We start from the raw sequence: 26,631 nt of genomic DNA on the forward strand, positions 1-26,631 counted from the left end.
TGCAAATGGCAGGTCTTGGGGAACGCTACACACTTGCAGTTTTCATCATGAATTTTTCGCTGACTTAGACGGTAAAGTCTTCTGGCGTGAAGTTGTACTTCTGGCCAGTGCGCAGGCACTCGTAAGCTTTGAGCACCGTCACGCAGGACTTGAAGGCCTGCATGACGTTACAGGTCAGATGTGAAGGATCCTTGCGCTGCACGGACTCAATAAAATTGGCCACGTGAGGTGTGTGTGGATACACATCAAGGATCACAGGGATCTCCCATGGATCCAGTGCTTTGGATTCACGAGCATCCGCCACAGCCTTAGCCACGCCGGTTACAGCATAGGATTTCGGAGCGGGCTTCACCCAGCTACGCGTATGTTCCCAGAATTTGTTCTTCACACTGTCCGGGGCTTTCACCAGCAGTGGGTTATCTCCTGTGGTCCACTGGGTCCAGTCTTGTCCAGGTTCGGCATAGACTTGGTTGTAGGTGGGGCTCTCGGAGATGATGGCAGAACCGCTCACGCCCATGTGCTTTTCATAGTAGCCCTGACTGCCGGTAGTGGTCAGCACCTGGTAGTAGGCGCGCATCACTCCCTCAGGCAGCTTGTATTCGTACAAGCACATGACGTTGTCAGGCAGCTCAAACTTAGCTTTCGGGGTGCCATCTGGGCCCGCAGTGCCATCGTAGTAATCGACACCACCCGTCGCATACAGCGAAACTGGGGTCGTTTCATACATCCAGTTGAACATGTCAATCTGGTGCGCACCGAGGTCGGAAATCGGACCGCCACCGTATTTGGCAAACCAGCGCCAGTTACGGAACTCTTCCATGCTGCCGAAACCGTATTTGGCCAGCATCTCGCTCGGGATTTCCTGCTTTTTCGGAATACCCAGCGGCTGGGATGCTGCGACACCACGGTTCCACTGACCGTAACAATGAGTGACACGACCCAGAAGGCCATTCTTCACGATCTTTTCCCGGAGGTGGATGTAACGCGGGTTGGAGTGACGCTGGTGACCGATCTGGAAAATACCGTTGTTTTCGCGGCCAGCTTTCACCATGTCGCGGGCACCTTCGATGGTGTTCGACATCATCTTCTCGCAATACACGGACTTGCCTTTCTCCAAGCACATGCGGGAGAAAGGAGCGTGCAGGTGGTCAGGAGTGGCGATAAACACCGCTTCGATATCTGGCTGTTTTTCCAGCATCTCTTCGATGGTTTCATACTGAGCCACAGGACCTTCGACTTGGTGCTTGTTCTCGTATTCCATGCGCCGGGCCACCGGATTACGATTGTATTTCCAAATATCGCAGACGGCCACCCACTGGATGCCGCTCATGATCTTGGAGGCTGCCACGCGCAAGCGGTCGCCTTGGGCTCCGCAACCGACCAAGGCACACTTGACGGTGCGGCCAGCTTCGCTGCCCTGAGCAATGGCGCTCTTGCTTGTCGCAAGATACAGACCCGCTCCGCTCACCGCGCTGGTGCGCAGAAAAGAGCGGCGATCCATGAATTTGGAAAGCCCGCTGGGCTTCGTTGGTAAGGAAGGTGTACTCATAGCTTCACGTTAGTTTACGAAGTGCAGCTGCGATTAGCCCTCAGAAGAGACGGATTTTTTGGCGCGGCCACGACCGATCAACCCATCCACAGAGAGGTAACCGCTCTTGTTGGTGTAAAGTGCGATAGCGGTCAGCAAGATCCCGACACCGATGTTAGCCGTCAATTCCATGTCATCAGGCAGAGCGGCCAGACCGAAACCGAGAGAGAGGAAGGTCAAACCGGCGGCAAAGAGAGCGAACTCGCTGAAAATACCCACGGCTGCCCAGATACCCACGGCGATCAGAGCATAACCAATGCTATGAGCATACGACTCGATAGCGGACTGAGGAAGGATCGCGGAAAGCATGCTGTTTTCCGTCATCAGCTTCGAGATCAATCCTGTCTTGGTCTCGTAGTTGGCAGAGTTGAAGGTGGCTGCGGCACCATCACCCGCACGGAATTTATCCACACCAGCCATGAAAAGACGCATCGCCACCCAAAGACGTGTGATCAGATTCGCGAAAGCAAGGTCAAGACGGGTGCAGCAGGAGGATTTATGGTCGGACATGTGGTTATTCTTGGTTTTTCTATAGAGGAGAGGCGAGTCTGAACAGGGCACTTGGAAAATCCAGCAAAATTTAGAAGCTGGAGGGTTGGGGGCCTGAACTGTTCCTCTCAACTTAGAGAACGGCACAGAATTGCCCTGCCTATCGACTCAATTCATGGCGGATTTCATGCTTTCTTTCTCTACAGAAGCTTGCCATCGCTAGCCCGAACTCGTAGAAAATAAATTCTCCTGAAAAAATGAGCGCTGATTTCTCTACCCCCCAACTTCCCCCTCTCGGAATTCTCGAACCCTTGGGCGATGAAGATCGTGACATCCTCAGTGGCTACGGTGAGTTCCGTCCTGTTCAACCGGGCCAGCACCTGATTGAAGAAGGCATGGCCCAGACAGGCCTTTTTTATATCATTTCAGGTAAGCTTCATGCCACGGCCATGCGAGGTGGGCACAAGGTGCTGCTCGGCAGTGTTCAATCGGGTGAAACGGTGGGCGAGATCAATTTGCTGGATCCGTCTGCAGCCAGTGCCTCCGTGACGGCAGTGGATTTTAGCCAAGTTTGGTTCATTGATTCCAAGAGTCTTGAGGCCTACATCAATGAATATCCTCGTCCGGCCGCATGGCTGTTGATTGGAGTCGGTAAGACCATCGCTCGTCGCTTGCGCTCCGTGAATGAGAAAATCGCCAGCTTCTATGGCGGTTGATGCACCCTTTCGAAGACTTGACTTCAAAAACAAAAACGCGGGCTATCAGCAGCCCGCGTTTTTGTTTGGTCAATTTTACGAGCAATAAAACGCTTAACTAGCCTTTTTGGTGGCAGGCACTTTCTTCACCGCAGGTGCGCCAAGATTGTCCTGCAAGGCGTTGGACGTGATGCCGAGGAATTTAGAGGCCTTTGCAGCATCTTCCTCGTAGTGGCGAAAAGCCATGCGAGACAGTTCGCGTTCCACCCAAGGGAGGAGCTCGATGTCAGGCGTGGTCTGGGCCGTATGGAGCAGCATGGTGAGTGCATCTCGCATACGGGTGACGGTGGTGGCTGAATTACCATGCCGACTGCCTGTGCTGCCCAACGGAATATCGGAAGGCAGGAGGACATCAGAATTACAAAGCGCGCAGGCACGTTGAATGGTGTTTTCGAGTTCGCGCACGTTTCCAGGCCAGTCGTAGGCTTCGAGAAGAGCCAGCGCATCTTCGGTGAAGCGCATGGTCGGTCCTCGACGGCGAGCGGACTGGCGATGCAGGAAAAACTCAGCCAACAGACGCACATCTTCGCGGCGCTCCCGAAGCGGCGGGATATGGATGCGCACGACGTTCAGCCGGTAGAACAGATCTTCACGGAAGGTTCCCTTAGCCACTTCCGCTTCCAGGTCCTTATTCGTTGCGGCAAGAACGCGCACATCGCACTTCAGCACCTGATTGCTACCGACTCGGCAAAACTCACCTTCCTGAAGAACGCGCAGCAATTTGCTCTGAACAGCCAAAGGCATGTCGCCAATCTCATCCAGAAACAGAGTGCCTCCATCGCACTGCTCAAAGCGGCCGATGCGTTGAGTGACAGCTCCAGTGAAGCTGCCTTTTTCGTGGCCGAAAATTTCACTCTCCATCAGATTGTCTGGAATGGAGGTGATGTTGATGCCGACAAACTCCTTTTGAGCCCGGGGGCTGAACTTATGGATGGCACGAGCCACTAATTCCTTACCGCATCCGCTTTCACCCGTGACCATGACCGGCGCGTCACTCCGGGAGACACGGCCAATCATTTTAAACACGTCCTGCATCGGCCCCGAGCGGCCAATGATCGTCTCCTGAATCGTCTCGGCAGGGATTTCAGCCGCTTGTGCACGGGTGACTCGGCGGGATTCGTTTGCCCTGAGGGCGCTTTCCACTACGGTGCGAAGCTCATACGGAAGCTTTTCTTTGCCCAGCACATCGTAAGCCCCCAGACGCATCGCCTCGATCACATTGCTGGTGGACGCAATCCCACTGAAAAGGATCACCATGGCATTGGGATCCGTCTGGCGGAGGCGCTTGAGCAACTCGATGCCTGAGGTGCCAGGCAGCCGAACCTCAGCGAGGACAAGATCGGCACGGCTTTTTTGAAAACTGGCTAATGCCTCTTCGGCACGTTCCGCTGTAATAACGGCGACTCCCGGCGCTTTTAGGTGACTGGCAGCCCAGACAAGAAAGTCGGGATCACTATCCACGATAAGAATTCGAGAGTCCGAGGTATCTGCCATGTGTAAATTTCAATAAGTTCCTATCTTGAATCGGTCATGGCGTCAACTTGCGAATGATGCCACGCCAAGACTCTAGCCCTGCGAAACGATGCAGTCTTGAGAAAAGAAAACTTCTTTCGTCCTCCGACGATGGTTTTCAGCCCGTTTTAAGCCGTCTCGGCCATTTTGGGCACCAAGTGCTCAGCTGCTTTAGCAGCCTGTTCCTTCAATTCTGGATTTGCATTTTTCTGCTCGAACTCGCGGCACCAGCCTTTGATTTCAAGTTCATTGAAAATCTTACCGATGACTCGCCTCAGAAGTCCTTTGAGGTTTGGGAGTTCCACATCCTGCAGACTACGGATCGCAGCCTCCTTGTAAGTCTCCAGCATGAGAGTGGCCTTATCATAGGCTCCCGTTTCTTCGGCCCACTGGCGAATGGTCGGTTTATCTGGCAGCGAACGGGCTTGTCCATTCCAGAGGGCTTCCATGGTCTCTTTAACCTCCCCTTTCCCACGCTCACGTAGCAGAGCCAAGATGATGCTTGGACGAATGGTCACCCCATTATCCGCAGCCGAGTCATCGCCTAAATCATCCAGATCATCCCGGATCTGATAAGCGATGCCCAAATTTTCGCTGTATGAATGCAAGGCATCCGCAGTGTCGTCCAACTGCCCGGCCAGCGCAGCACCGATCTTCAAGGCCACCTCAAAGGCGGGTGCAGTCTTACTCCGGAAGATCTCCAAAACCTGCGTGTTACTGAGTGCCACAGGATGATTATTCCAGAGCAGCTCAGCTCCCTGGCCTCGGCACAACTCGCGCTGTCCTTCCGCCGCCACTTTCAGACACGCACTGCGAATGTGGCTGGCACACTGCATCTCAGCGAGGAGACGATAACCCTCACCGATGAGCAGGTCGCCCACATTGAGTGCGACGGGCGTCCCATGCTCTGAATGCAGCGTAGGTTCGCCGTAGCGCTCGGCATCGTTATCCTCGATATCGTCGTGGATCAGCGAAGCTTTGTGGAAAGCTTCCACGGAAATGGCTGCCAGTTTGAGGTCATCTGAAATAGGGCCTTCAGGATCTTCGCGCAGAGCTTGATAGGCGGCTACGGTGAGAAAGGGGCGCCAACGTTTACCCGCACGTGCCAGCCAATCACGGGCAATCTGTTCGGTTTGGCAGGTCGGTTTGCCGAGAAGGGCTTCGAGCGCCTCGGGCGTGAACCAAGTCTTCACCTCGTCGTGCAGCGAATTCAGATTCAGACGACGGGTTTTGTCTTCACTGGTGAGATGGATGTAATCCCAAACCCAATCCACATCGACAGTGGTGTCGATGCAGTCGTCCTGTAAGAGCGGCACAGCTACGGCCGGGATGGCTGCGGCTTCGACATACGGGAAAGTGCGCTCAAGAACCGGCAAGCAGGAGATCCCCACGATTGCCTCGATTTTGCCCGTTTGAATCAGGGACATGACAATGGCACTGCCCTCCGCCACCAGGACGGCATATCCCAGTTTCTCCGCTTCGTTCTGAAAGTCCTGAATGCTGCAGAGACCACACTGCTTACACAACAGACCAAATTCATCAAACGGGGCAGGGCACTTGCTTTCGACGCGAAGGCACTTGGGCATCAGCAAAAGGCGTTTTTCAAAAGGCACGGTGGCCAGAGACTCGCGCCAGCTTTCATTGGCTAATAACACGCCTGTGTAGTCGCGATAAGCCGGGTCGATCCCGTGAAGTGCCATGATTTTGTCCGTATGCACCTGCAATTCTTCAATTGGCAGAGGGGGCACCAGTTTGGTGGACTCCGCGTATTCACGGACTTTCAGCAGGACAAAATCTCGATCCTGCTTCGTTTGAGGAATGTTTTTCTTCGGCTGCCGAAACCGTCTGACAAGACCAGGGATGGCTGGCGGTAAAGTGGCGGAACGGACGGCGGCAGTGGACATTGGTAAAAAGAAACGAATAGCAGGGCTTAAAGGCGACAGTGAATCTCAACAGCAAGATGCAAGTCCTTGTCAAAACGGCCAGCATGTAACCGTGCCGCCAGTTGGAAGTCTTGCAAGGATTGCGCACGAATGTGCGAATTTTGCCATTTCATCTCGGAGAAATCAAAAGGACAACTCATTGGCTAAGGGTATGCGGAGGGGGCGATTGTCTCCCGCTCAATAGCGATGTGATCCAAGCGCCTCTGATCATGGGCGCAAAAAGACTCTCTACGATGCTTAAATTTTAACACTTAACTTTAACCTCAATAGAGGTTAAAGCTTTTAGCCGACTTTTTATTTAGGAATTCGGTGCGAAATTTGCTTTTCACCCCTGAAGGTTCATGAATAATTTCCTCTATAGATGAACTCGACCCACGATCTTTTGTCATCGTCATTCAATCCATTTGGTGGGGGGACTATGATGGGAGCAACCGCTTCCATCAAGCAAGGCGATACGGTGTTTCAACGATATGTATTGAAACGAGTTTTAGGAGTGGGGGGAATGGGCGTCGTCTGGCTTGCCCAGGATATGAAGCTTGAGCAGGAAATAGCTCTCAAATTCGTGCCTGAAGCGTTGCAGCATGATCCTGATGCCATCAATGATTTGAAAAATCAGACCAAATTAGGTCTGAAACTCACCCATAACAATATCGTTCGAGTCTTGGGCTTCGAGGATGATGAAAGGCTTGCCGCCATCTCGATGGAGTATGTGGATGGGGCCACTTTGGCCGCCATGCGTGTGGATCAGCCCGCGCAAGTTTTTGAAGCAGACAGTCTCCATGTTTATCTGCTTCATATCCTTGATGCCTTGGAATATGCCCATGAGCAGGAGAAGATTGTACATCGGGATCTCAAACCAGCAAATGTGATGGTGAATTCCGAGGATCGAGTCAAAGTGGCCGACTTTGGTATCGCCTGTAGTCTCAGAAATTCCGTAGGTCGCGTAATGTCTCTTCCTCAGCGGACTGGCTCTGGTACGTTGAACTACATGAGTCCTCAGCAGTTGTTAGGGGCACCAGCTTCTATCGCTGATGACATCTATTCCTTGGGGGCAACAGTTTTTGAACTCATGACGGGAACCCCGCCATTTCACTCGGGCGATATCAACATGCAAATCCGAGAGATTCCTGCTCCGAGCATGGCACAAAGGCGGGCTGAAAATCGGGCGATAGGTGAAGAAATCCCCCCTGCCTGGGAAGAGGTTGTGGCAGCAGCTCTAGCCAAAGACGCATCCTTACGACCCAGTAACGCTGCAGAATTTCGCAAAGGATTGCTCGGCCAACCCTTCCGACGGGGAACGGGAACCGGTGCAGTCACGAGCTCAACGGCTGCCGTCGCAGCACGCTACTCTGGGCACACCACAATCCCACTTTCGGCCCCCAAAGTAGACCGTTCTCCTTTCCCGACTGCAATTTTGACGGCGGCTTTGGTTTCCATATTGATCGTAGGTGGCGGATTGATTTTTTTGAATCATGGATCGTCTGAAGTGCCCCCGATCCCAGATCCTGAGCCCAAGATCGCAGTTCAACGATACATCGATCAGGACTTAAAGGCGACCAGCTTTGAGAAAACGGAGGCCTCCTCGAGTGCTAAACGCGAAAAGTGGGATCGCTTATTGAGCGATCTCCGAATCATTGATTATCAAGCTGAGGCTCGACTGCGCGAAATTGTGAGACGTGCAGAAGATCGGGCTGATTACTGGAAAGAGCAGGAAGATAAAGAAGACCAACAATATCAGTTGGCCTTGCAAAACCTGCGAAGTTCGTCCGAGACCGCCCGCAAAGAATGTGAAAGCCGTGATTTAGGTGCTGCTGCAAAAGCGGATTTATGGAACGAAATTGTGCTGAAAAATGCAGGTGTGTTAAGCATGAATGACAAGGGTACAGAGCACATCGCTTTGTTAGGTGAAGCCCGCAAGCAGGCATCGGAATGGATGGCCAAAGCCAAGGACGAAACTCCGTTAGTTCCACCTCAAGAAGCAGCTGTCTTTGCAATGTCGCCTGCGGCAACGTGGTCCACCGAAGGTAAAAAGAAGCTTCTTCAAGCTGTTCAAACCGCAATGACTCAGCGAGGACAGCCTACGGGGGGCAGCAACGGAATCTGGTCACCCGCAACGTTTTATGCGTTGGTTTCCTGGCAAAAAGCTGAAAAGCTCCCAGCAACAGGTATTCTTGATCTTCCAACCTTAACTCGTTTAGGGCTCCACATGATGCAAGAACCCTCCGAAGTCAAAGTTGTGACTGGGGGGACAACGCGGCAATCGAGTTCACCCTCTGGAGGCTCATCAAGTTCTGGGGGAAGTGCCTCGTGGGAAGATGTGGCGAAAATGAAGGTCTTACAGGGTGGGACTCCACCGATGGGGCGCCCCCCAGTGCCGATGTTTCGCCCTTAATTTTCACACCAGAGATTTATCACTCCCGAATGATTACTCTCCCTGCGTCCCTCTGTCATTTTGATTTTGAGCGTTTCCAACGTAAAGATCCCCTCGGGGAGAGCTGGAGAGCCATTAATCGCCAGTCTGGAGAAAAGGTCGATCTGAGGCTCTTACCCGAGTGGGTTTCTACGGCCTCTCTGGAAGCTTTTATCAGTTCATTGACTCATCTCAATCACCCCAATCTCATTGCGACACGCGGCCTTGCCGTTGAACCACCTCTTGCTGCAGTCGTTCTGGAAAGCTATGACGGAGAAACGATTCTGCAAAGGCGAGCACGGCGCCCTCGGAGATACTTTGAAGTCTCGGAGATCAAGCCTTGGTTAAGGAGTATGGTCGAGGTGCTGGAATATTTGCACGAGATGCAGATACCGCACGGAGCATTGTATGGCGGGAGTTTTCTAATCGATGGTACCGACTTAAAATTGACCGATCTAGCCGTTTCGCGCTTACTGCGTCCACAACCTCAATTCGATGGAGCTTCAGCACTGCCTCCCGCTGTGCTAAGCCCCCAGATTCTCCAGGGACACCCTCCCTCGGTCGCTGACGATATCTATGCCTTAGGTGCCCTATTGTATGATTTGCTCACAAGCGTCCCTGTTTTTTCGTCCGGAGATATCGCAACGCAAGTGGTAAACACGGTGCCCGTTTCAGTTCATGAACGGCGGGCTCAATTGGAGATTCAGTCGGTTCCTATTCCTCATGCTTGGGAAGCTTGGATAGCTTCAGCCTTGGCTAAAGATCCAATTCAAAGACCATCACTAGGAGACTTGGCTGAATTACTGCGTAGCGGAACATTTCGTGGGTCAGGTGCTAGTAACTCTGGCTTGAGAGCATCCTCCAAAGCGTCAGATGGTGCTCAGGCAGGGGCACCTATTGCATTGCCTCTATCTGAACGTTCATCCATATCAAAGGGCTCCGAAGACCCGAGTTCCAAGCCTAACGCTCCATCGATTTTTTCCAATCACCTCCTGATCATCGGAGGAATTGTGCTCTGTGTCCTTGTCTCGGGCGGCTTACTTTACTTTCTCAAAATTGCACCGCGCAATGAATTCCGAGGAGATCTCACCAAAGCTTTCATGGAGGCCCAAGCTTACGACCTGGAACATTCTTCCGAGCATGCCGCTGTTTTAGACCACTGGGATGTGTTTATAAGGAATTGGCAGACACGTGTGACAGTTGAATATCCTGATTTTCAACCGATCCTCCAAGCTGCAAAAGAACAAAGACAGACTCGTGCAGATGAGAAGGATCATGCCGAGGAATTGGCGCGACAAGAGGCCGAGGAGGCTCGGCGGCTTTATTTAAAAAAGGTTCGCGCACAGTATCTAACTGTTCAGGCTAAAGCAGCTTCGTTGTCGGAACAAAAGCCCCTGGCTCTCGCAGCCTGGGAAGCTTTTCTCAAGGAGGCGGATATCGGATATCAAGGGGCTAAACCAGACGAGTTGAATCAGGAATTAACTGATGCACGGGCCAGCAGAGATTCGCTATTAAAAGCGATTGAGGAAGAAAAACGTTTGCTTGAAGAGCAGCGGCAAAAGGCAGAAGGCGAGTTGGCGCGGCTCCGGCAATTCACCGCGGATCCCAATGCTGGCGCAGCCTACAAGATTGGTTTGGTTGAAACATTTCTGAATCAGATGAGCGCCGCGCCGCCGGATGTGCTGGGCGATTCTAAGATCCTAGAAATGCGCCAAGCAGCGGAAACACTTTTACCCGCCTTGCAGCTTCAAGCTGAATCAGAGACTCCAAAAGAACCTTTGGATATCAAAGGGATCTTTCCTGATCTACCCACCAAGGATTTTTCGGAAAATGGCCGGAAGCGTCTTTTAAAAGAAGCTCAAGCCCTCATGAAAGAACAAAACTTCTATTCCGCTGAGCCGGACGGAGGCGCGGGAAAAAACACGCATGAAGCCATTCTTGCATTCCAAAGAGCCAAAAACCTAGTTCCCAGTGCTGCCCTTGATACACGCACTCTTGTTGCATTAGGAATTCTTGACTGGAAGGACGATCCCTCGCCGATGACTTCAACAACCGTTGCTCGGCGTAGAACCACCAAGAAACCTCAGGAAGAAGAAAAGGGCTTTTTCCGAAAAGTCGGTGACGGAGCCACTAATGTTGGCAAATCCATTGGAGGATTTTTTACCGGCGAGAAGAAGAAGTGAACGAAAGCAATTACTCATCAAACGCGAGCCAAGACGATACGAAAACCAATTCGACTGCTCCGTGTTTCTGGTGCACAGCGCATTCGAGCCGCAGGTCGCCGGAGTGGAGCCGCATCGTACCAGCTGCCTCCACGCACAACCCTTTGTCCATCATTGCTCTTATGGCAAGGATCGACCGTTAGATCCGAAGGATAAGGCGCATAATGATCCAGGCACCATTGGAAAACATTTCCCGTCATGTCGCATAGGCCATATCGATTGGCCCCTCGATTTCCATCCAGCGGAAAAGTAGAAATGGCATGTGTAATCGCAGTCGCCTCAGAGCCTCCTGTTCGTGAACTGCTTGTTTGAGGTATTCCGTCGTCACCCGCACGGCACGAAAATTCCCACTCTGCCTCAGTCGGCAATCGATATTGGAACCCCAAAGGAAGCTTATCTTCGGACTGCTCCATTAGCGTTAGCTTTTCACAGAACTCGACAGCTTCAAACCAAGTCACATTTTCGATCGGAAAATGATCACTTTGGTCGTGAAATTTGGCAGGATTATTATTCATGACAGCCTTGTACTGAGCTTGCGAGATGGGATTTTGTGCCATCCACCAGCTGTGGCTGAAACGGACTGGATGCTGACTCTCATCTTGCTGCCGGCCGCGTTCAGTCATGGGGCTCCCCATATCAAATCGAGTCCCAGCCGCAGGAACTGGTTGGAGGAATAAATCCAAGATTCCACGACGAGGGCGCAACTCCTCATGAACCAACTGCAGGCGAATTTTTTTGGGCCGGGGCTTAGAGCGAGGCACGATCCCTGTCCGAGTCATCAAAGCCTCGGCTGTAATAACATTGGCGATTTCTTGCCATTCAAATTTTTCGCGAATGCTGGAGCGTTCACAGCATAACAAAATCCGCATCGGCGGTGTTCCTTCTTGCTCTAAAACGATGGGTGAATCGGCAAAAAGTCTGACACTTTGCCCCCGATCTAGCAAGTCTCGCCGGACGCTAACTCGATGCAGACCGATCTCAAAATCAATGGTGATGTGCTCAACGGCCGTCCGACCTGGCTCTTTTAAATGAAATTCAATGGCAACACTTTGACCTAACAGCAAGTGGGGAGGCAGGCCTAACTCTAAGTGCACCGGCACAATGACTGCTATCGGATCTTCGGCACCTTGCTCGTCGGACTCTCGTAACTGGGCAAATGCTTCAAGATCATAGGCCGAGTCCTTGTCGACAGGGGTTCCTGAACTATTCAGGAGTCTCGACATGCTGCGTAAGACCTGACTGGATAGACGCTCCGAGCTAACAAAGGCGACTCGGTCGAGCCCCAAGGATCTCAGCCGATCAAGATGCTGTCTTTGACTGTTGATTTCGGCCTGTGCGCATTCAAACCCTAGAGGACGTTCGGTGAATTCCTTGTCAGCGATGTGGATGAAAAGCGGAATCCCATGAGACAAGGCCATATAAGCCTCCCATTGCGTATAGGACACTTGAGCAAAATTTCCAAGGGAAGCCCGAAGGCTCGGGTATCCGGCCAAAAAATTGGGGTGGGCTTGCAGATAAGCCTCAATCTCTAGAGGTTTAGCCACACTTCCTGTAGCATCTCCAACGAGATGGACTACGGCCATGCTTTCAGAGATGTAGCGGCTTAGCTTTTCTAAAAGAGTCATTCCGCTCACAGCAAAGTCACCTTGCTCTACGACTTTGCAGGGCATATCCGGCCCCATCAGGTCACTTCGGAGGAGCTGACGACTACGCTCAAATTCACGCGTAACAGCACTCAAGAAGATTTGCCGAAACTCATGGGCAGGCATACGGAATTTTACCCGTAACCTATAATGAGATAGCTCATTAGACCAACTAAAATCGATGCCAAATGCACGATTGTCGTCGTTTCAAACCACCGTGCCACGGCTCTTGCTCTTACTCCCCTTGGATTTAGGAGGCGTTCCTGGGATGCCTTCTTCTTGGAGGATGGTGTCTTGGGGCAGGGGAGCTGCCTCAGCGTCAGACTGCGGTTCTGCTTCGGTAAAGGGGGTTTGCTTCTGATATAGATCCAGGCGGGTTTTGAATTCTTTCTCAAGCACTTGGCGTTCTTCAGAACCGACCTCCTTATCTTCCGAAAGCAGGGTCATGGCTTTCTTCTGCCAGAGCACCGCCTCTAAATATTCGCCATTGCGAGCAAGGCACGCCGCTTTGGTGTCAATCATTTCGTAGCGCTGCTCTTCCCCCGCTTCGTCCATAATACGGAGAGCACGTGAGGCGAGTTGGACGGCTTTTTCGCCATTGTGAAGGCTTTCATCGGGGCAGGTCGAAAGAAACCACGCCAGATTGTTGGATGCCCACGGATCATCGCTACGTGCTGCACGCTGATACCAAGCTCCCGCACGACGGTAATCCACAGGAACACCTGTACCTGAATAATAGAGGTTGGCCAGACGACTCATGGCGGGCACAAAGTCCTGCTGAGCGGCACGGAGATAAAACAAGGCTGCTTTGGATGGATTCTTAGAGGCTCCCACCCCTCTTTCGTATTTAGCGGCCAGGGCAGTTTGAGCAGGGGCGTGATTTTGTTCGGCCGCTTTTTCCAGCCATTCGGTAGCTTTGACAGGATCAAGCTTGACGCCGCGTCCCAGATCATACGCCATGGCAACGGCATGTTGTCCAGGCGCGAAGCCACTCTCGGCTGACTTACGATACCACTCGAAGGCTTTGGCTTCGTCTTTTTTGACACCCACGCCATCTTCATAAAGAGAGCCCATGACGAATTGGGCCCGAAGGTGCTTTTGCGCAGCGGCTTGCTCCATCCATTTGACACCTTCAGCCTCATTCTTGGTTATTCCCTCTCCGGTAAGCAGGCGTAGACCCAACTCAAATTGTGAATCGGCATCACCTTTCTCAGCCCAGGCTCGAAGCTCCCGATCATTGATCAAGTCTTGCTGCTGAGCGCTTAATGTGATGGAAAACAGGCAGGCAACAGCGATCACACAGGAAAGGATTTTCATGACTGAAGAATTGATGTTTCGAAAATCGTCGAGAAGACAGACAAACTTACGGCAGCAGTGTTCGATTGAGCGAAAGATGTTCATCTACTTTAAACGACAACCTGCCCAAAAGCTCCAAGCAGAAAGCGCCTGGGCGGTAGAAAACTGTAAGATTATCGGAAGTTTTTAAATTTTGGACGATCAAGACGCACAAAATTCTTGAGTTTCCTGATGTCATGGTTGATAATTCAGGGCTGTTGAATTCTTGACTTTGAGAATCCATAAGTTAACGATCGTGGTAAATTATGGATTCTATGGAATTAGCTTGCGCTTACCTTTGATACTGGTTATTTTTTCATCAGAGTCTGCAAAATTTTTCTTCGTTAGGCTTTAGCTCCCACCTTATGTCGAACACCCTACAACCCGAAACCAAGGATCATGCCAAGCTGGCGGATTTCATCCTCTTCAGCCAGCGTGAGTTCTTGCTAAATTTGTCGAAGGAGTTGAATCGGGATAACATCTCGTTTGCCCAATTTTTCTTACTCAGTTACTTGGCTTCGTCCAAAGAACTGACCATGACGGACATCGCGCGCAAAATGGGTCATTCAACCGCTGCCGCGACGGGTTTGGTGGATCGCCTCGAAAAATTGGGTTACATGGAGCGCACCCATGCGATTGATGATCGCCGTAAAGTGATGGTGCGAGTAACTTCCAAAGGCCTTGACCTCGTGAGTCGCCTTCGTGACGAGCTTCAGCATCAAATCGCTTCGGCTATGGATGAGACGGAAGCTACAGATGCCGCTTCCTTTATGACCTCCTACCGAATGATGGATACGGTTTCCGGTAAGTGATGAGGTAGCAGAATTTTAGGCGCATGGAGCTTGCTTGCTTCATGCGCCTTTTTCGTTTTCGATGTTTTAAATGGATACTTCTTCGCGAAACGACCTGTGGATGACTTTTCCACTCTTGAACGAATTGCCTCAGTTCAAGCATCGATTTACCCTGAGGCATCCGACGATACCTGTGGATGCAGAGAGGGCAGAGGTCGTTGCACGATTATGGGATTGGCATCACCAGCACGCCCGAGAGATGGGCTTTGAGGAGGGAGCCATGTGTATTGCCGAGCAGGTGCATGGAAATCAGGTGGCCGTAGTCGAACAGGCTCCAAACCTCCCGATTCCTGCTGCAGACGGTATTGTGACAGCTACCCCGGGCCTCGTCATTGGCATTTATGTGGCGGATTGCGGGGCCCTGTATTTGGCGGACCCTGAAACTGGCGCCTGCGGGATTGTTCATTCGGGCAAGAAGGGGTCTGAACTTGGTATCGCTGCGGTAGCGATTCAAAAAATGCAGGAGCATTTCGGAAGTCAGCCTCGGAATATTCGAGCTCAGCTCGGCCCATGCATTCGAGTCCCCGCTTACGAGGTCGATTTTGCTTCTCAAATTCGGACTTCTTGCCTTGATGCAGGGGTCCTTCCCGAACATTTCGCCGATTGCGGAATCTGCACATCCTCAGACTTGCAGCGTTATTATTCCTACCGCATTGAGAAAGGCCGCACGGGCCGTTTGCTAGCATTACTGGGACGGCCTGCAACGACTTAATTATTTATCCCCTTCACGTGGAGCTTTCCTCACCTGCGAAGATCAATCTCTGGCTACGAATTCTAGGCCGACGCGACGATGGTTTCCATGAAGTCGAGACTCGGCTCTGTCAGATCGGCATCGCTGACACGGTCCGCATTGAACAAGTCTCATCCGTGCCAGGGATCGCGTTGACCTGTAACGTCCCTGGGATCCCAGTAGATGAATCCAATCTAGCGATCAAAGCCCTTCGAGCGTTTGAAAACAAGGTAGGTAAAACGGCGGGTTGGCGGATTCATTTGGAAAAGAGGATACCATCTGGCGCAGGTCTAGGCGGCGGAAGCAGCAATGCGGCAGCGATCCTGCGTGGAGCCAATGAACTGACGGGCAGTCCTCTCAACCTCGCGGAACTCCTGGAAATAGCTGGCCATATCGGAGCTGACGTGCCCTGCTTCCTCCTGCATACAACTGCGGCCGACGGGACGGGCAGGGGAGAAAAAGTCGTGCCTGTGGAATTTTCCTGGAAACTGCCACTGGTTCTGATCAAGCCCAGCTTTCCGATTCCGACTCCCTGGGCCTACCAACGGTGGCGAGATTCTCAGGAACTGCCGGGGGTTCTTTACGCTCCTCAGATCTGTCCTTGGGGGGAAATGGTCAATAGCCTTGAGCGCCCTGTGTTTGAAAAACACCGTTTCCTGCCAGCTCTAAAAACATGGCTCCTTGAGCAGAAAGGCGTCCGCGCTGCACTGATGTCGGGGTCAGGGTCCACCATGTTTGCCATCACAGAATCTGGGGCAGATGCTGGAGAAGTAGCTGAAAAAGCCAAGGCTTGGTGCGGAGATACCGCTTGGGTGCAGCCAACGGAAACTCTCCGGTGAAAAAGTTGGGGCCGGGCGGCTCCCGATTCCACCCGGCCCCTTTTGTTTGCATCAACCTCAACACTGACCTGTGTTTCCACAGGGGTGATGACAACAACCAATCACTCTCAAGACCAGTTTTGGGGGACTACTCCCGCCATCACTGTTGATGAGTTAGATTCTCTTCTTTGAGAGTCGTTGAAAAGAATTTGAATTTTTTTCCATTTTTTTTGGCTCGTTGTAAAAGTCACTCCTGTCCCCCATCTGCGGGGCTTACGCGGGTGCTATTTGGGGGTTTTAATGGCGGCGGATGAAAACCAGCCCCCCTCGATCCTTTATACGGCTTGCAAGCGCCTTGCTGTTGGCGGTCGCCGGGCCTGTCTCCGGCGAGATTTCGACACGGCTGACGGATACGATCAAACACGGCGTCGGCTCGATCAACCTCTTAAAAGACGTCAGCTCTGCTCAGTTTGCGCAACAAGTCACCGGCACTGGCAAACTCTTTTTCGGTGTCGATGTTAACGAAAACGCCTCAGGAAACGAATCCGCTGACTCCATTGGCGTTGCGCTTAAAGGCGTAAGTCTAACGGTGACGACCACCACAGGTACCTACGTTTTCAGTGATTTTTCGACCAGCACGACAGCGGTGCTTACCGAAGCGGGGGGAAAGCAGTCGTCCTCCTACTATACCCTTTTTGGCCAAACGGGCAGCAGCCAGATCACAGGTTCGACTGCGGGTTTTGATCTCAGCCAATTCGATGATGTGCTTTCCATCTCGAATGTGAGCTTCACGGGCGAGGTCATTTCGGCACAGATGAGTGTGACCTTGTTGAATACGGGGACAGCGAATGACATGAACAGCAGCTTTTTCGATTTTTCGGGAGGCTATGAAGACCTTGCCTTTCTGAGTCCAAGGGATGCTTTAGCGCTAGAAAGTGCGGAGATTGGCCTCAGTGCCGCTCCCACTGGAATCATTTATTCAAACAATGCCCCCGTAGTCACCACGACGGATACAACAGTGGCTGTGGTGCAATCAGCTAAAACTAAAGAGACGACCACGTCGTCCTCTCTGATATCCGCTGCACCGGCGGCACCCGCACCTTCCGTCATTCTCGGTCTCCTCTTGGTGTTATCCGTTCTTGTGTTGGAAGGTGTGCGTAAGTCAACGAATCAAAAAACGCCCAGCCCTCCAAATCAATGAAGCCGACAGGGATGCCGTCTGGACTCAATCGTTGGTGGGGAGTGGCTTTCAGCGCTGCTATTCTTCTGATAGTCTGGCCGTGGCCGGGAGTATGGATGGGAATCCAATCCCTGCGTTTGATGATGCGTATCGGGACAATGCTTGGTCTACCCGTCATATTTGGCGATCAACAGCTTCAAGTAGGTGGTCTAGTCGTTCCGTGGTCAGATGATTGTGCCGGAGTTGCCTTTTTTGCGATTCTTCCCTTGTTGGCATGTTGGCGTTCTTGGCGTGAGAACTCGCCTGCCACATTGTGGCAAACCTTGCTGTTACCTTGGTTGTTAGCTGCTGCGGCGAATGGGCTGCGTGTATCAGGTATTTTGGTATGTCGTTGGTGGTTGCAGCCCGCCGTGGAGAGCTTGCAGATGCATCACTTCCTGGGATTTGTATCGCTGCTGCTTGCCGTGGTGGTCATTCTGCCCTCGTCTCATACGCGTGAGTTGAGAGTTCAAGTTTTACATCTGGCAGGGCTCTTAGCCTTATTAACTCCACAACTTCAGGCCCCAGGCGGATGGCTCATCGCGCTTTGTTCAATGGTGGTGCTTGCGATGCGAATGCGTCGAGCAGACGCCATCTCGCGACGCTTTACCAATGTTGGCTTTACCTTATTGTGGGGTCTTGCTGCAGCATGGATCGGCTTCAGCCAAATGGAGTCTTTGTGGCTTCCTTGGCTGTTGGTCTCCCCCTTCTTCAGTCGGTCATCGATGCCTCTGTGTGGCTGGCTCCTCTTGCCGGGTTGCTTACCTTTGATCGCCATCCAGCAACCTTGGTCGGGAATCATCCTTTTGCCGATTTGCGTTGTCATTCTGAGATGTCTTCACTGGAGCCCCAAGACTCCAGACGCCTCCTTTTCAATCACGCCTTCGATGTGGCGACAATCGTTCGCGACATTGGCCGTCATGCTGCCCTTTGCTGCCATCGGATTGGGCAAGCAAGCTGTCTTGCGGCAAGAAGTCCCGGTTGCTACCCTGCGGCCGCAGTTGGTTGCTCCTGCTCAGTATGAACTCCACTTGGAGCGACAATCGCCACAGATACGAGTGGATTGGATCGGGGCTCAAGGCGGAGGCCGCCATCACACCCTACCAGTGTGCATGGCTTTTCGAGGAGAACATCTCCATACGGTTCATGATGTCTCAGCAGTCTGGACGGATGGTAAGGTGTGGCGGCGAGAGTATTTTCTGCATGAAGGACAACTTCTAGATCGGTATCCGGCATACTTGAAAAGCAGCTTTTGGCCGACAAGGAGCAGCGGCGTTCACCTGATTTTCTCGGCCCTCAGTCATGCGATGAGTGCCCAAGAATTTGCTGAGATGACCGACGCCCTGGCAAAACGCGTCTTTCAGCACCAGCGAGAGCTTTATCAAACTCATGCTAAGCGACCGCTGGACCCTGCGTTAACTCTCGATAAGACGCAGATTGCTGAAACGCATACTCAGGCGTCAGATTAACAATCTCTTGGTATCCATCTAGCCATCAAAGGATTCTCAAACTGATCTTTTGATCATTTTGGTTGCGAGCGGGGACTCGAGGTCTATCAAATAGTATGGATGATCTCATGGCCGCTCGTGCAACGATGGCCTTTTCATTGGGATTCCACATCATCTTTGCTGCCATCGGGATGACCATGCCGTTTTTCATGTCAGCGGCTCACTATTTTTATCTCAAACGAGGAGATTCCGCCTATTTGGAGCTGACGAAACTTTGGATGAAAGGCGTGGCAATTCTTTTTGCCGTGGGCGCTGTGTCTGGCACGGTTCTATCGTTTGAGTTAGGCCTGCTATGGCCTGGATTCATGCAGCATGCTGGCCCCATTATAGGCATGCCGTTTTCCTGGGAAGGCACAGCTTTTTTCCTGGAGGCGATAGCCATCGGCCTCTTTCTTTACGGGTGGAAACGAATGCATCCTTGGGTCCATTGGGCCACCGGGCTGGTCGTCGGTATCTCGGGGTTTGTCTCCGGTATCTTTGTGGTGGCAGCCAATGGTTGGATGAATGCTCCTTCTGGGTTCGATTGGGTGGCTGGTGCTGCTCAGAATGTAGATCCCGTGAAGGCCATGTTTAATCAAGCCTGGCTACACCAGACCATTCATATGCAATTGGCCGCTCTACAGGCGGTCGGTTTCGCTGTAGGGGGCATACACGCAGCCCTCTACCTACGAGGTAAAGCTTGTGACTTTCACCTCCGTGCCATTAAAATCGCCATGACCTTTGGAGCCATCGCGGCTCTGATCCAACCCCTCGCAGGCCATTTTGCTGGTCAACGAGTCGCGAAATTTCAGCCTGCAAAATTGGCTGCGATGGAAGGCCACTTTGAAACCCGTGCCCAAGCTCCTCTTTACATCGGCGGTATTCCCAATGTGGAGAAACGGGAAATGCAGTGGGGCATTCCATTGCCAGGCATGCTCAGTTTCATCGTTCACGATGATTTCAATGCCGAGGTTACGGGATTAGATCGGTTCCCAGAGGAGGAATGGCCGCCCGTGGTCATCTGCCACATCGCGTTTCAGATCATGGTCGGTATTGGCTTTGCCATGGCTGCCGTCGCTATGCTTTATTTTTGGTTTGCTCGAAAGGGTGCCTTTCCGGCTTGGTTTCTGGGCATTCTCGTTCTTTTCATTCCCCTTGGAGCGTTGGCCATCGAAGCGGGCTGGGTCGTGACGGAGTTAGGGCGTCAACCCTGGATCATCTACGGCATTATGAAGACTCGTGACGCAGTCACTCCAGTGCCAGGCATGGTCTATCATTTCTACCTTTTCCTCGTGTTGTATCTTGGGCTGGCTATGGCCACGATCTGGCTGTTTGCCCGACAAGTCCACGCGGCTCAAAGTCGCATCCCCCAGAAGTTTTCATGATCGAGATCCTTATCGGTTTCATTGGGGCTTCGCTCTGGCTTTACATCCTCCTCGGAGGCATTGATTACGGCGCGGGTATCCTTGAATTGCTACCCGCGGGTTCGCTGAGAGAATCACAAAAACGGGTCATCAATCAGGCCATGGGCCCGGTTTGGGAAGCCAATCATATGTGGCTCATTCTGATCGTGGTCATTCTTTTCATGGGATTTCCAGGCATCTTCACCACACTGATGATCTCGCTGCATCTGCCTATGTTAGCGCTACTCATCGGCATCGTGATCCGTGGGGCCGCCTTTACTTTTCGCCACTACGATGCCATTCAGGCTCCCACCAGCCAGCATGTGTATACTGTTTTGTTCGGGATTTCCAGTCTTTGGACCGCTTTTTGGTTAGGCGTTATCGCCGCCAGTCTCAACCGTGGAACCATCGATCTCGAAAGCCGTGACCCGTGGCAGGCTTATGTCGCTCCATGGTGGGGGCTGTATCCCGTGGCGGTGGGTGTCTTTGTGATCTGCATTTTTGTTTTTCTTGCCGCTGTCTATTTGATCGGCGAGACGGAGGACAGCTCTTTACGTCATCACTTCACTCGCCGTGCTCTAAGTTTAAATTGGTTGGTGGTGTTTACCGGAGGGATGGTTTTCCTTGCCTCACTCACTGAATCGCAAAGCTTGGTCAGTGCCTTCCTCAAATATCCCGTTACCGTCGTCCTCATGGCTCTGGCCACTGCTCTTTTTGCTGCGCTTTGGCTGTTGATTCGAGCGGAACGAATCCGCCTGACCCGAGTGGTCGCCTCAGGGCAGGTTACCCTCATCCTACTCGGTTGGGTGGCGTTATATGCGCCGAATGCAGTCCTGACCCAGCAAAAGCCCCTGAGCTTTTACGAAACAGCCGCCCCTCCGGCTACATTATGGCAGCTTGTTCTGGCCTTGCTTATTGGCAGTCTCTTCATCTTCCCCAGTCTGTTTTATCTCTTCAAGGTCTTTAAAATGAAGCATTGATTTTCATTGCAAAATATCAAAAACGGAAGGACAACCTTGCTTCGCATCCAGGGCACACATCCTCTATAATAAATACATTACCTATCTGAAAAATACGTATCCTCATGGGAATACGGCGGTGCGCAGCAGCAGAGGAAACGGAGGGTTTGTGTGGCCGTGATCTGATGCCAAGCTCCTGGGGGGATCAGGATGGCATCACCCGGCGAGACCGTTTGTTCCGCACCATCGATTTCCATGGTGCCTGTTCCCTCAAGGATGAAATAAAACTCCTCGCTCAGCTTATGATAATGACGCTCGGTCGGTTGCCCCACGGGCACGGTGGCCTCCGCTAGGGACTGATTCTGCACGGGGGCATTGGTGCGGTCCAGGATGCTCCGGATGGTGCTGCCATCTTTCGTGGTAAATGGAACCTGCTGAGAAAGGGGGTTGATGGTCATGCGTATGCACGCATGGTCGGAGATGCGTGAGTGCCGCGCAAGTTTCATTGCATCCTTATGACCTTCGACACCCAGCATTGCCGCGCTTTGATCACAGGGGCCTCCTCAGGTTTGGGCGCTGAGTTTGCCCGTCAGCTGGCACCTGAGGCGAGAGCTCTTTTTCTCACCGGGCGTCGCCTGGATGCGCTGGAAGCGGTGAAGGCAGAATGTTTGGCCTTAAACCCCCAATTGCAGATCCATCTCTGCACGGGAGATATCGCCACGGATGAGGGCAGGGGACGGGTCCTGGAAAACCTGCAGACCTCGGGTTTTCAGCCCAATCTCCTGATCAATAATGCAGGCATGGGGGACTACGGCACGGTGGCAACGGCAGAGGCAGGTAAGTTGCGTGCGCAGATGGACCTGAATATGACGGCTCTGGTCTTGCTGACCCATGCCTGCCTGCCACGGATGCAAAGACCGGGGGGGATCATCAACATCAGCTCGCTAGCCAGCACCTTACCCATGCCCGCCATGGCGGTCTATGCCGCTAGCAAAGCCTTCGTCACCAGCTTTTCTGAAGCCCTCGCGGTGGAGTTGGAGCCCGACCACATCACGGTGACCTGTGTCTGCCCTGGGCCGACCCCCACTCGATTCAGCCAGACCGCTCGCCGGCCCGATGGAGAAGACACTGATCGAGGTGGGCAGGGGCTCTTGCGCATTCCTCCGCAGCAAGTTGTGGCAGAGGCCTTACAGGCACTCCGTGCTGGGCAGACCTGCCTTTATCCTGGGTTCGGTGTTCGTTGTGCTTCACGCCTCTTTCGTCATTTACCACGCGTGCTACTCCGTGTTTTGTTGCGTCGGCGTTTTGCTAAAGGCAGCGTTTGAGAAAACCAAGAACCCCTTCACTTACGTTTTCATTAGGAATGAACAGGCCCCCCGATCCCTCGCTCACCCCCATGGACCAGCGTGGTCCCAGCCCCTGGCCTAGTCCGCCCAAGCGCGGTTTTTTCGGCAATCTGATCCGCTTCATCCTGCTGATCATCATTGGCACCCTCCTCGTGCTGCCGTTCACGCCGTTTGCGAGCAAGATCAAAAAGGGGTTGAAGGAGCTGATTGCCGCCGCTCAGCAAGAGCGCACGCGGGTGGTGACCAAAGAAGTGGAAAAGGTCGTCGAAGTCCCCACACAGATCATTAAAGAGGTCGTGAAAGAGGTGGTCAAGGAAGTGCCTGCGCCCCCACCACCGCTGCCGGAAAACTACATTCCGCGCAAAGATGTGGATGTCTCCACCTTCTACAATGGCATCACCATCAAGACCCAATTGCTGACGGAGCAGGGGACCTATGCCAGCCTGGAGCGCCTGAATCCAGAAGCCTACAAGGCCGAGTTCCAACTCTCGGTCAAGGTGCCCAAGGCCAACCAAAGCGTTCAAGAATTGTCCCGCATCAATCCTCAACTGCCCACCTTGCTGCCAGATTTGGATGCCATGCTACCCACTTCGAAGGTGTCCGGTTTCTACCACAAGCTTTACGAGAATAAAACCAACGGCATCCAGCGTGACATCACTCGCCTGAACCGCATTCTGGACCGGCATAATTTCTTCGACTGCGAAACCATCCTGGAACTCACCCATCCCGTCAGCCAACGCAAAGCGTTGCTAATCCAGTCCGAGATGGACGTCGTGGCTGATGGCTCTGATGGCGATCGCATGGCCACGCTGGATGAGTACATCTACATGTCGGATTATTATCAGCCCTTCACGAGCTACGCTTGGGGCAAGAAGACATCGACGCCCAATCCGCTGCTGTCCCGCTGGGAAGAGCGTCTGAAAAAGGCGGAGGCTGAGTATGCCATCAAGGGCCTGAGTGCAGACCGAAATCGGGAACTCAAGGCCGCTATTGGACAACTCAAGCTTGAGATCGCCGAGATGAAGTCTCGCAGCAGCCTCATCGCCGAAAAAGATCCGTTCATCGTCATTTCACTGTTGTTCCGCCCCTACGCCGCCACCAACAAGCACACCCCGAGCATTGGCGACTATGCGGTGGTGATCCATGAGGGGAAAATGTATCCGGCCATTTGCGGTGACTACGGCCCGAGTCAAAAAATGGGCGAGGCCTCGCTCTTCATCGCCAAAGCGGTCAATCCCAAAGCCTCACCGTATCGCCGCCCCGAAAGTGACCTCAAAGTGACTTACCTGATTTTCCCAGGCACTGCAGAGAAACCCAACAGCCCACCGAATCTGGAACGTTGGCACAGTCAGTGTGCGACCTACTTGAAAGAAATCGGCAGCAGCAATGCCGAGCAGTCGCTGCATCGCTGGGAAGATCCCTTCAAGAAACCCGAGCCTCCGGCGACACCGAATCCACTGGGGGGCACCACAACCACTCCGGTTGCTACCGGGGCAGTACCAACCGGGACGACTGCGCCAGCAGGAGGCGGTGCTGTGGCAACACCTGCATTGAGTCCGACAGGAACACCCACACCGTCCAACACGCCTGACAATGGCGGAACAGGTCCTGGGCCAGCCACCCCAGCACCCACACCGACCGACATTTCTGCGCCAACGGGTCCGGCCGCGCAATCGCCAACGCCAGCGACGCCAACCCCGCCGGCGACAAGCGTCAATTCCTCAGAAGCCAGCAAGCCGTAATTTCCGACTTAGCAAACCACGACCTTGCATCTCGATCAGCCGGCAAAGGCCACTTTGGGCCGTGAGTCGTGGTTGGATGGACGATGAACATGCTGATTGCAGGTTGCCCACGGGTTGACGAGAAATAGGGCGGTACAAGCACCTAAAAAGGCAGGCTCTGGGCTTCTTTAATAACTACATACAATGTATGTAATGTGAAGTGTTGACGAATTCACCGGAATGTGCTTGCGCGGGTCTTACTGAGTATTACTCTTATTACGCTGATTCTTCGAACCTTTCAGCTCGCTTGGTTGCTTTCTACCCTCCAAGCACTGCCCGTCAGAGGCCTTACTCTGACGGGCATTTTTTACCCCTAACGCCGACATGAAAATTTCGATATCTTACGAGACGGCCACAAATAATCCGAACCAGATTCTCACGGTCCAAATTTTAGCGCCCGAAGAAGCTGGAGATATATTTCGAAGTTTCGTGAGTAGGATTTTTCCGGGCGAAGTCCTAAAATATGCAAGCTTGGGTGGTTTGAACCGAGAACAGTGGTCCATTGAGGTTCCAGAATTTACTCTCAGAAACGCGAGGCTCATTGCTGGCGAAATCAATAATCATTTATCTGAAAAAGCAGAGGAGACCGGGCGCAAATTTCGTCTGGAGTTCGGGGAGAAATTTAGAGAAATTGAAAATTTATAAAGCTCTTGACTCCTTTGAGAGAAGAGCCTTAAGCTAATTGCGCCGCGTAGAAACGGCCTCGGAGTAGAAACCGAGTCAGTCAGCAAACAATGAAAGGTTCGGAAGCACAGCGACGCGTGCCCAATGGGATTTCGCGTATACGCCCCCTCTTTTTTGAGTGGGTGCTAAGCCCTACTCGGCATGATCCGAGAGACGGGCGACCTAAAGAGGACATTCAACTCTTGCTACCGCTTCAGTTCCCTTCGCAACCGGCGAGGGCTCATGAAAAAGAGAAGATCCACGGCTGAAGTTCTCCTATCCCGAGTCCCTAAGCGCTCCAAGCGACCCTCATGGATGGCGCTGGAGTCGCCGCCCATTTCCCCCGATGGCATGAGCGACAAAGAAGCTCATCTCTGGTGGGTATCTGTCCGCGTGAAACCACAGCGGGCTAAATCTGGCAGACCAGCGGGCCACCGTGAGGGCTTGCGTGTAGCGGATGAATCCGCCGCCGTTGGAACTGCCCGCCGTGCCTCCAATCGAACCGTGGGGGCGCGGCGTCAGACTTTCCGCCTTTTGGCACGTCCAGGAACTGACCTGGCTGCTACGGATCACCCAAGCGGGCAAACCTGCCTCCCCTGCTCTGGGCCTAACACACTGGAGGCACAACCCATGAAACCCAAGAAGCCCATAGGGACTCATGTCGGCCTATCGCGCATCCGGCTGATTGGTCGGAATAGTGGACTCAGGCGGTGTGAGCTTGGGGGGCGGAGAAATCGGAGCTCAGAGGGTTGGCCGTTTATCATTGGAAGTTCAGATAGAAGGATTTCTCATCTCTTCAAATCTATTGAAAGTCTCCATAAAATGCGCGTTGACCATACGTAAAACACCTGTCTAGTTATGGAAATTACAGTTTATGTTTGACGCCGAAGTGAACCATCAGCTCCTCGCGGAAATCCGCCATGTACGAGTGATTCTGTCCCGCTGGATCATCTTTCAGGTCGTGTTGGGTGCGCTTTGCTCTTGGCAGTGCCTTTTATTACGTCCATGAGCAGGCGAGAAAGCTCAAGGAAGCTGAGATGAGGATAGCCTTTGCTGGAAACCTGGAGAGTCGCCTTGTGCGTGAGATCTCGAAGTTGGTGGAAAAGATCAGCACTCCGAAGGAACTCCCCCGTTCGCCTTCTGGTCAGGTGCTCTATCCCGGACCATCAGCGCCACCCAAGTTTCCCTCAGGCACTCGCTTTGTATCAGATCCAAGTCAGCCGAAAGGTTATCGAGCTGTGAACGAGTGAGGCCTTGAGAGTGTCTTTTTGCATCACGGTTATGTCATTAAGAGAAAGGTCATTCGAAAATTCGGAGGCTGTAAAGCCTGGGGATTCTCATCGGCTGAAATCGCTCTGGCTCTATGGGGGCATCTTTATCCTGTCGATTTTGCCAGTCTTGATTTGGGCACTCGTCCAACTGTGCGGCCACACGTGGTTGCAAGACAAGCTGACCAGTCGGCCGCGTGGTCCGCATG

The 26,631-nt window shown here is 52.8% G+C and carries 20 protein-coding genes; 13 read left to right on the forward strand and 7 right to left on the reverse strand.

Annotated features, from left to right (window positions below; genetic code table 11):
- Positions 1–64: 64 nt before the first annotated feature.
- Together B5D61_RS08530 and B5D61_RS08535 are read right to left on the reverse strand one after the other, a co-directional pair.
- On the reverse strand, positions 65–1,501 hold the full coding sequence (locus B5D61_RS08530) for a Gfo/Idh/MocA family protein (protein WP_176159305.1): 1,437 nt from the start codon (positions 1,499–1,501) through the stop codon (positions 65–67).
- An 81-nt stretch (positions 1,502–1,582) separates the two neighbouring features.
- Positions 1,583–2,098 carry a hypothetical protein gene (locus B5D61_RS08535; protein WP_078812907.1) on the reverse strand — a complete coding sequence of 172 codons (516 nt, stop codon included), beginning with the start codon at positions 2,096–2,098 and terminating at the stop codon, positions 1,583–1,585.
- 236 nt (positions 2,099–2,334) lie between these two features.
- Between B5D61_RS08535 and B5D61_RS08540 the strand changes: the two genes are divergently transcribed.
- Positions 2,335–2,793: a Crp/Fnr family transcriptional regulator gene (locus B5D61_RS08540; protein WP_078812908.1), complete on the forward strand. Its 459-nt coding sequence runs from the start codon at positions 2,335–2,337 to the stop codon at positions 2,791–2,793.
- A gap of 93 nt (positions 2,794–2,886) precedes the next feature.
- On the opposite strand, the gene B5D61_RS08545 is transcribed toward B5D61_RS08540, so the two are convergent.
- Together B5D61_RS08545 and B5D61_RS08550 are read right to left on the reverse strand one after the other, a co-directional pair.
- On the reverse strand, positions 2,887–4,326 hold the full coding sequence (locus tag B5D61_RS08545; RefSeq protein ID WP_078812909.1) for a sigma-54-dependent transcriptional regulator: 1,440 nt from the start codon (positions 4,324–4,326) through the stop codon (positions 2,887–2,889).
- A gap of 146 nt (positions 4,327–4,472) precedes the next feature.
- Entirely contained in the window at positions 4,473–6,248 is a 1,776-nt protein-coding gene (locus B5D61_RS08550; protein ID WP_078812910.1) for a polyprenyl synthetase family protein, read from the reverse strand.
- A gap of 400 nt (positions 6,249–6,648) precedes the next feature.
- On the opposite strand from B5D61_RS08550, the gene B5D61_RS08555 reads away from it, so the two are divergent.
- Positions 6,649–8,679, forward strand: coding sequence for a serine/threonine-protein kinase (locus tag B5D61_RS08555; protein ID WP_078812911.1), 2,031 nt, complete (start codon positions 6,649–6,651; stop codon positions 8,677–8,679).
- Between the two features lie 29 nt (positions 8,680–8,708).
- Positions 8,709–10,880: a protein kinase domain-containing protein gene (locus tag B5D61_RS08560; protein WP_078812912.1), complete on the forward strand. Its 2,172-nt coding sequence runs from the start codon at positions 8,709–8,711 to the stop codon at positions 10,878–10,880.
- 17 nt (positions 10,881–10,897) lie between these two features.
- Here the strand turns inward: B5D61_RS08560 and B5D61_RS08565 are convergent, their stop codons facing one another.
- Together B5D61_RS08565 and B5D61_RS08570 are read right to left on the reverse strand one after the other, a co-directional pair.
- Positions 10,898–12,688, reverse strand: coding sequence for a formylglycine-generating enzyme family protein (locus B5D61_RS08565; protein WP_078812913.1), 1,791 nt, complete (start codon positions 12,686–12,688; stop codon positions 10,898–10,900).
- An 81-nt stretch (positions 12,689–12,769) separates the two neighbouring features.
- The gene (locus B5D61_RS08570) at positions 12,770–13,879 is read right to left on the reverse strand and encodes a tetratricopeptide repeat protein (protein ID WP_176159306.1); all 1,110 of its coding nucleotides are present in this window, start codon (positions 13,877–13,879) and stop codon (positions 12,770–12,772) included.
- 383 nt (positions 13,880–14,262) lie between these two features.
- Between B5D61_RS08570 and B5D61_RS08575 the strand changes: the two genes are divergently transcribed.
- The 7 genes from B5D61_RS08575 to B5D61_RS08605 all read left to right on the forward strand — a co-directional run bounded on the left by B5D61_RS08575 (position 14,263) and on the right by B5D61_RS08605 (position 21,385).
- The gene (locus B5D61_RS08575; protein ID WP_078812915.1) at positions 14,263–14,709 is read left to right on the forward strand and encodes a MarR family winged helix-turn-helix transcriptional regulator; all 447 of its coding nucleotides are present in this window, start codon (positions 14,263–14,265) and stop codon (positions 14,707–14,709) included.
- 100 nt (positions 14,710–14,809) lie between these two features.
- Complete coding sequence (locus tag B5D61_RS08580; RefSeq protein WP_217698943.1) at positions 14,810–15,460, forward strand: purine nucleoside phosphorylase YfiH/LACC1 family protein; 651 nt, start codon at positions 14,810–14,812, stop codon at positions 15,458–15,460.
- A gap of 17 nt (positions 15,461–15,477) precedes the next feature.
- Positions 15,478–16,317 (forward strand): 4-(cytidine 5'-diphospho)-2-C-methyl-D-erythritol kinase, encoded by an 840-nt coding sequence (gene ispE / locus B5D61_RS08585; RefSeq protein ID WP_245846508.1) that lies wholly within the window; start codon positions 15,478–15,480, stop codon positions 16,315–16,317.
- Between the two features lie 289 nt (positions 16,318–16,606).
- Positions 16,607–17,497 carry a hypothetical protein gene (locus B5D61_RS08590; RefSeq protein ID WP_139373145.1) on the forward strand — a complete coding sequence of 297 codons (891 nt, stop codon included), beginning with the start codon at positions 16,607–16,609 and terminating at the stop codon, positions 17,495–17,497.
- Between the two features lie 119 nt (positions 17,498–17,616).
- Positions 17,617–18,984: a hypothetical protein gene (locus tag B5D61_RS08595; RefSeq protein WP_176159308.1), complete on the forward strand. Its 1,368-nt coding sequence runs from the start codon at positions 17,617–17,619 to the stop codon at positions 18,982–18,984.
- 95 nt (positions 18,985–19,079) lie between these two features.
- Positions 19,080–20,387: a cytochrome ubiquinol oxidase subunit I gene (locus B5D61_RS08600; RefSeq protein WP_078812920.1), complete on the forward strand. Its 1,308-nt coding sequence runs from the start codon at positions 19,080–19,082 to the stop codon at positions 20,385–20,387.
- On the forward strand, positions 20,384–21,385 hold the full coding sequence (locus B5D61_RS08605) for a cytochrome d ubiquinol oxidase subunit II (RefSeq protein WP_078812921.1): 1,002 nt from the start codon (positions 20,384–20,386) through the stop codon (positions 21,383–21,385). Before B5D61_RS08600 ends, B5D61_RS08605 begins: the two co-directional genes overlap by 4 nt.
- 77 nt (positions 21,386–21,462) lie before the next feature.
- Here the strand turns inward: B5D61_RS08605 and B5D61_RS08610 are convergent, their stop codons facing one another.
- The gene (locus B5D61_RS08610) at positions 21,463–21,822 is read right to left on the reverse strand and encodes a cupin domain-containing protein (protein WP_078812922.1); all 360 of its coding nucleotides are present in this window, start codon (positions 21,820–21,822) and stop codon (positions 21,463–21,465) included.
- A 57-nt stretch (positions 21,823–21,879) separates the two neighbouring features.
- Here B5D61_RS08610 and B5D61_RS08615 point away from each other — a divergent pair, with 57 nt between their 5' ends.
- From B5D61_RS08615 to B5D61_RS08625, 3 genes are all read left to right on the forward strand, one after another.
- Positions 21,880–22,689 (forward strand): SDR family NAD(P)-dependent oxidoreductase, encoded by an 810-nt coding sequence (locus B5D61_RS08615; protein ID WP_078812923.1) that lies wholly within the window; start codon positions 21,880–21,882, stop codon positions 22,687–22,689.
- A gap of 38 nt (positions 22,690–22,727) precedes the next feature.
- Positions 22,728–24,452 carry a glycoside hydrolase family 75 protein gene (locus B5D61_RS08620; RefSeq protein WP_078812924.1) on the forward strand — a complete coding sequence of 575 codons (1,725 nt, stop codon included), beginning with the start codon at positions 22,728–22,730 and terminating at the stop codon, positions 24,450–24,452.
- Positions 24,453–24,815: 363 nt separating this feature from the next.
- The gene (locus B5D61_RS08625; protein WP_078812925.1) at positions 24,816–25,136 is read left to right on the forward strand and encodes a hypothetical protein; all 321 of its coding nucleotides are present in this window, start codon (positions 24,816–24,818) and stop codon (positions 25,134–25,136) included.
- The last annotated feature ends 1,495 nt before the right edge of the window (positions 25,137–26,631 follow it).

It is taken from the genome of Prosthecobacter debontii (genome assembly GCF_900167535.1).
In the GTDB taxonomy this organism is placed as follows: domain Bacteria; phylum Verrucomicrobiota; class Verrucomicrobiia; order Verrucomicrobiales; family Verrucomicrobiaceae; genus Prosthecobacter; species Prosthecobacter debontii.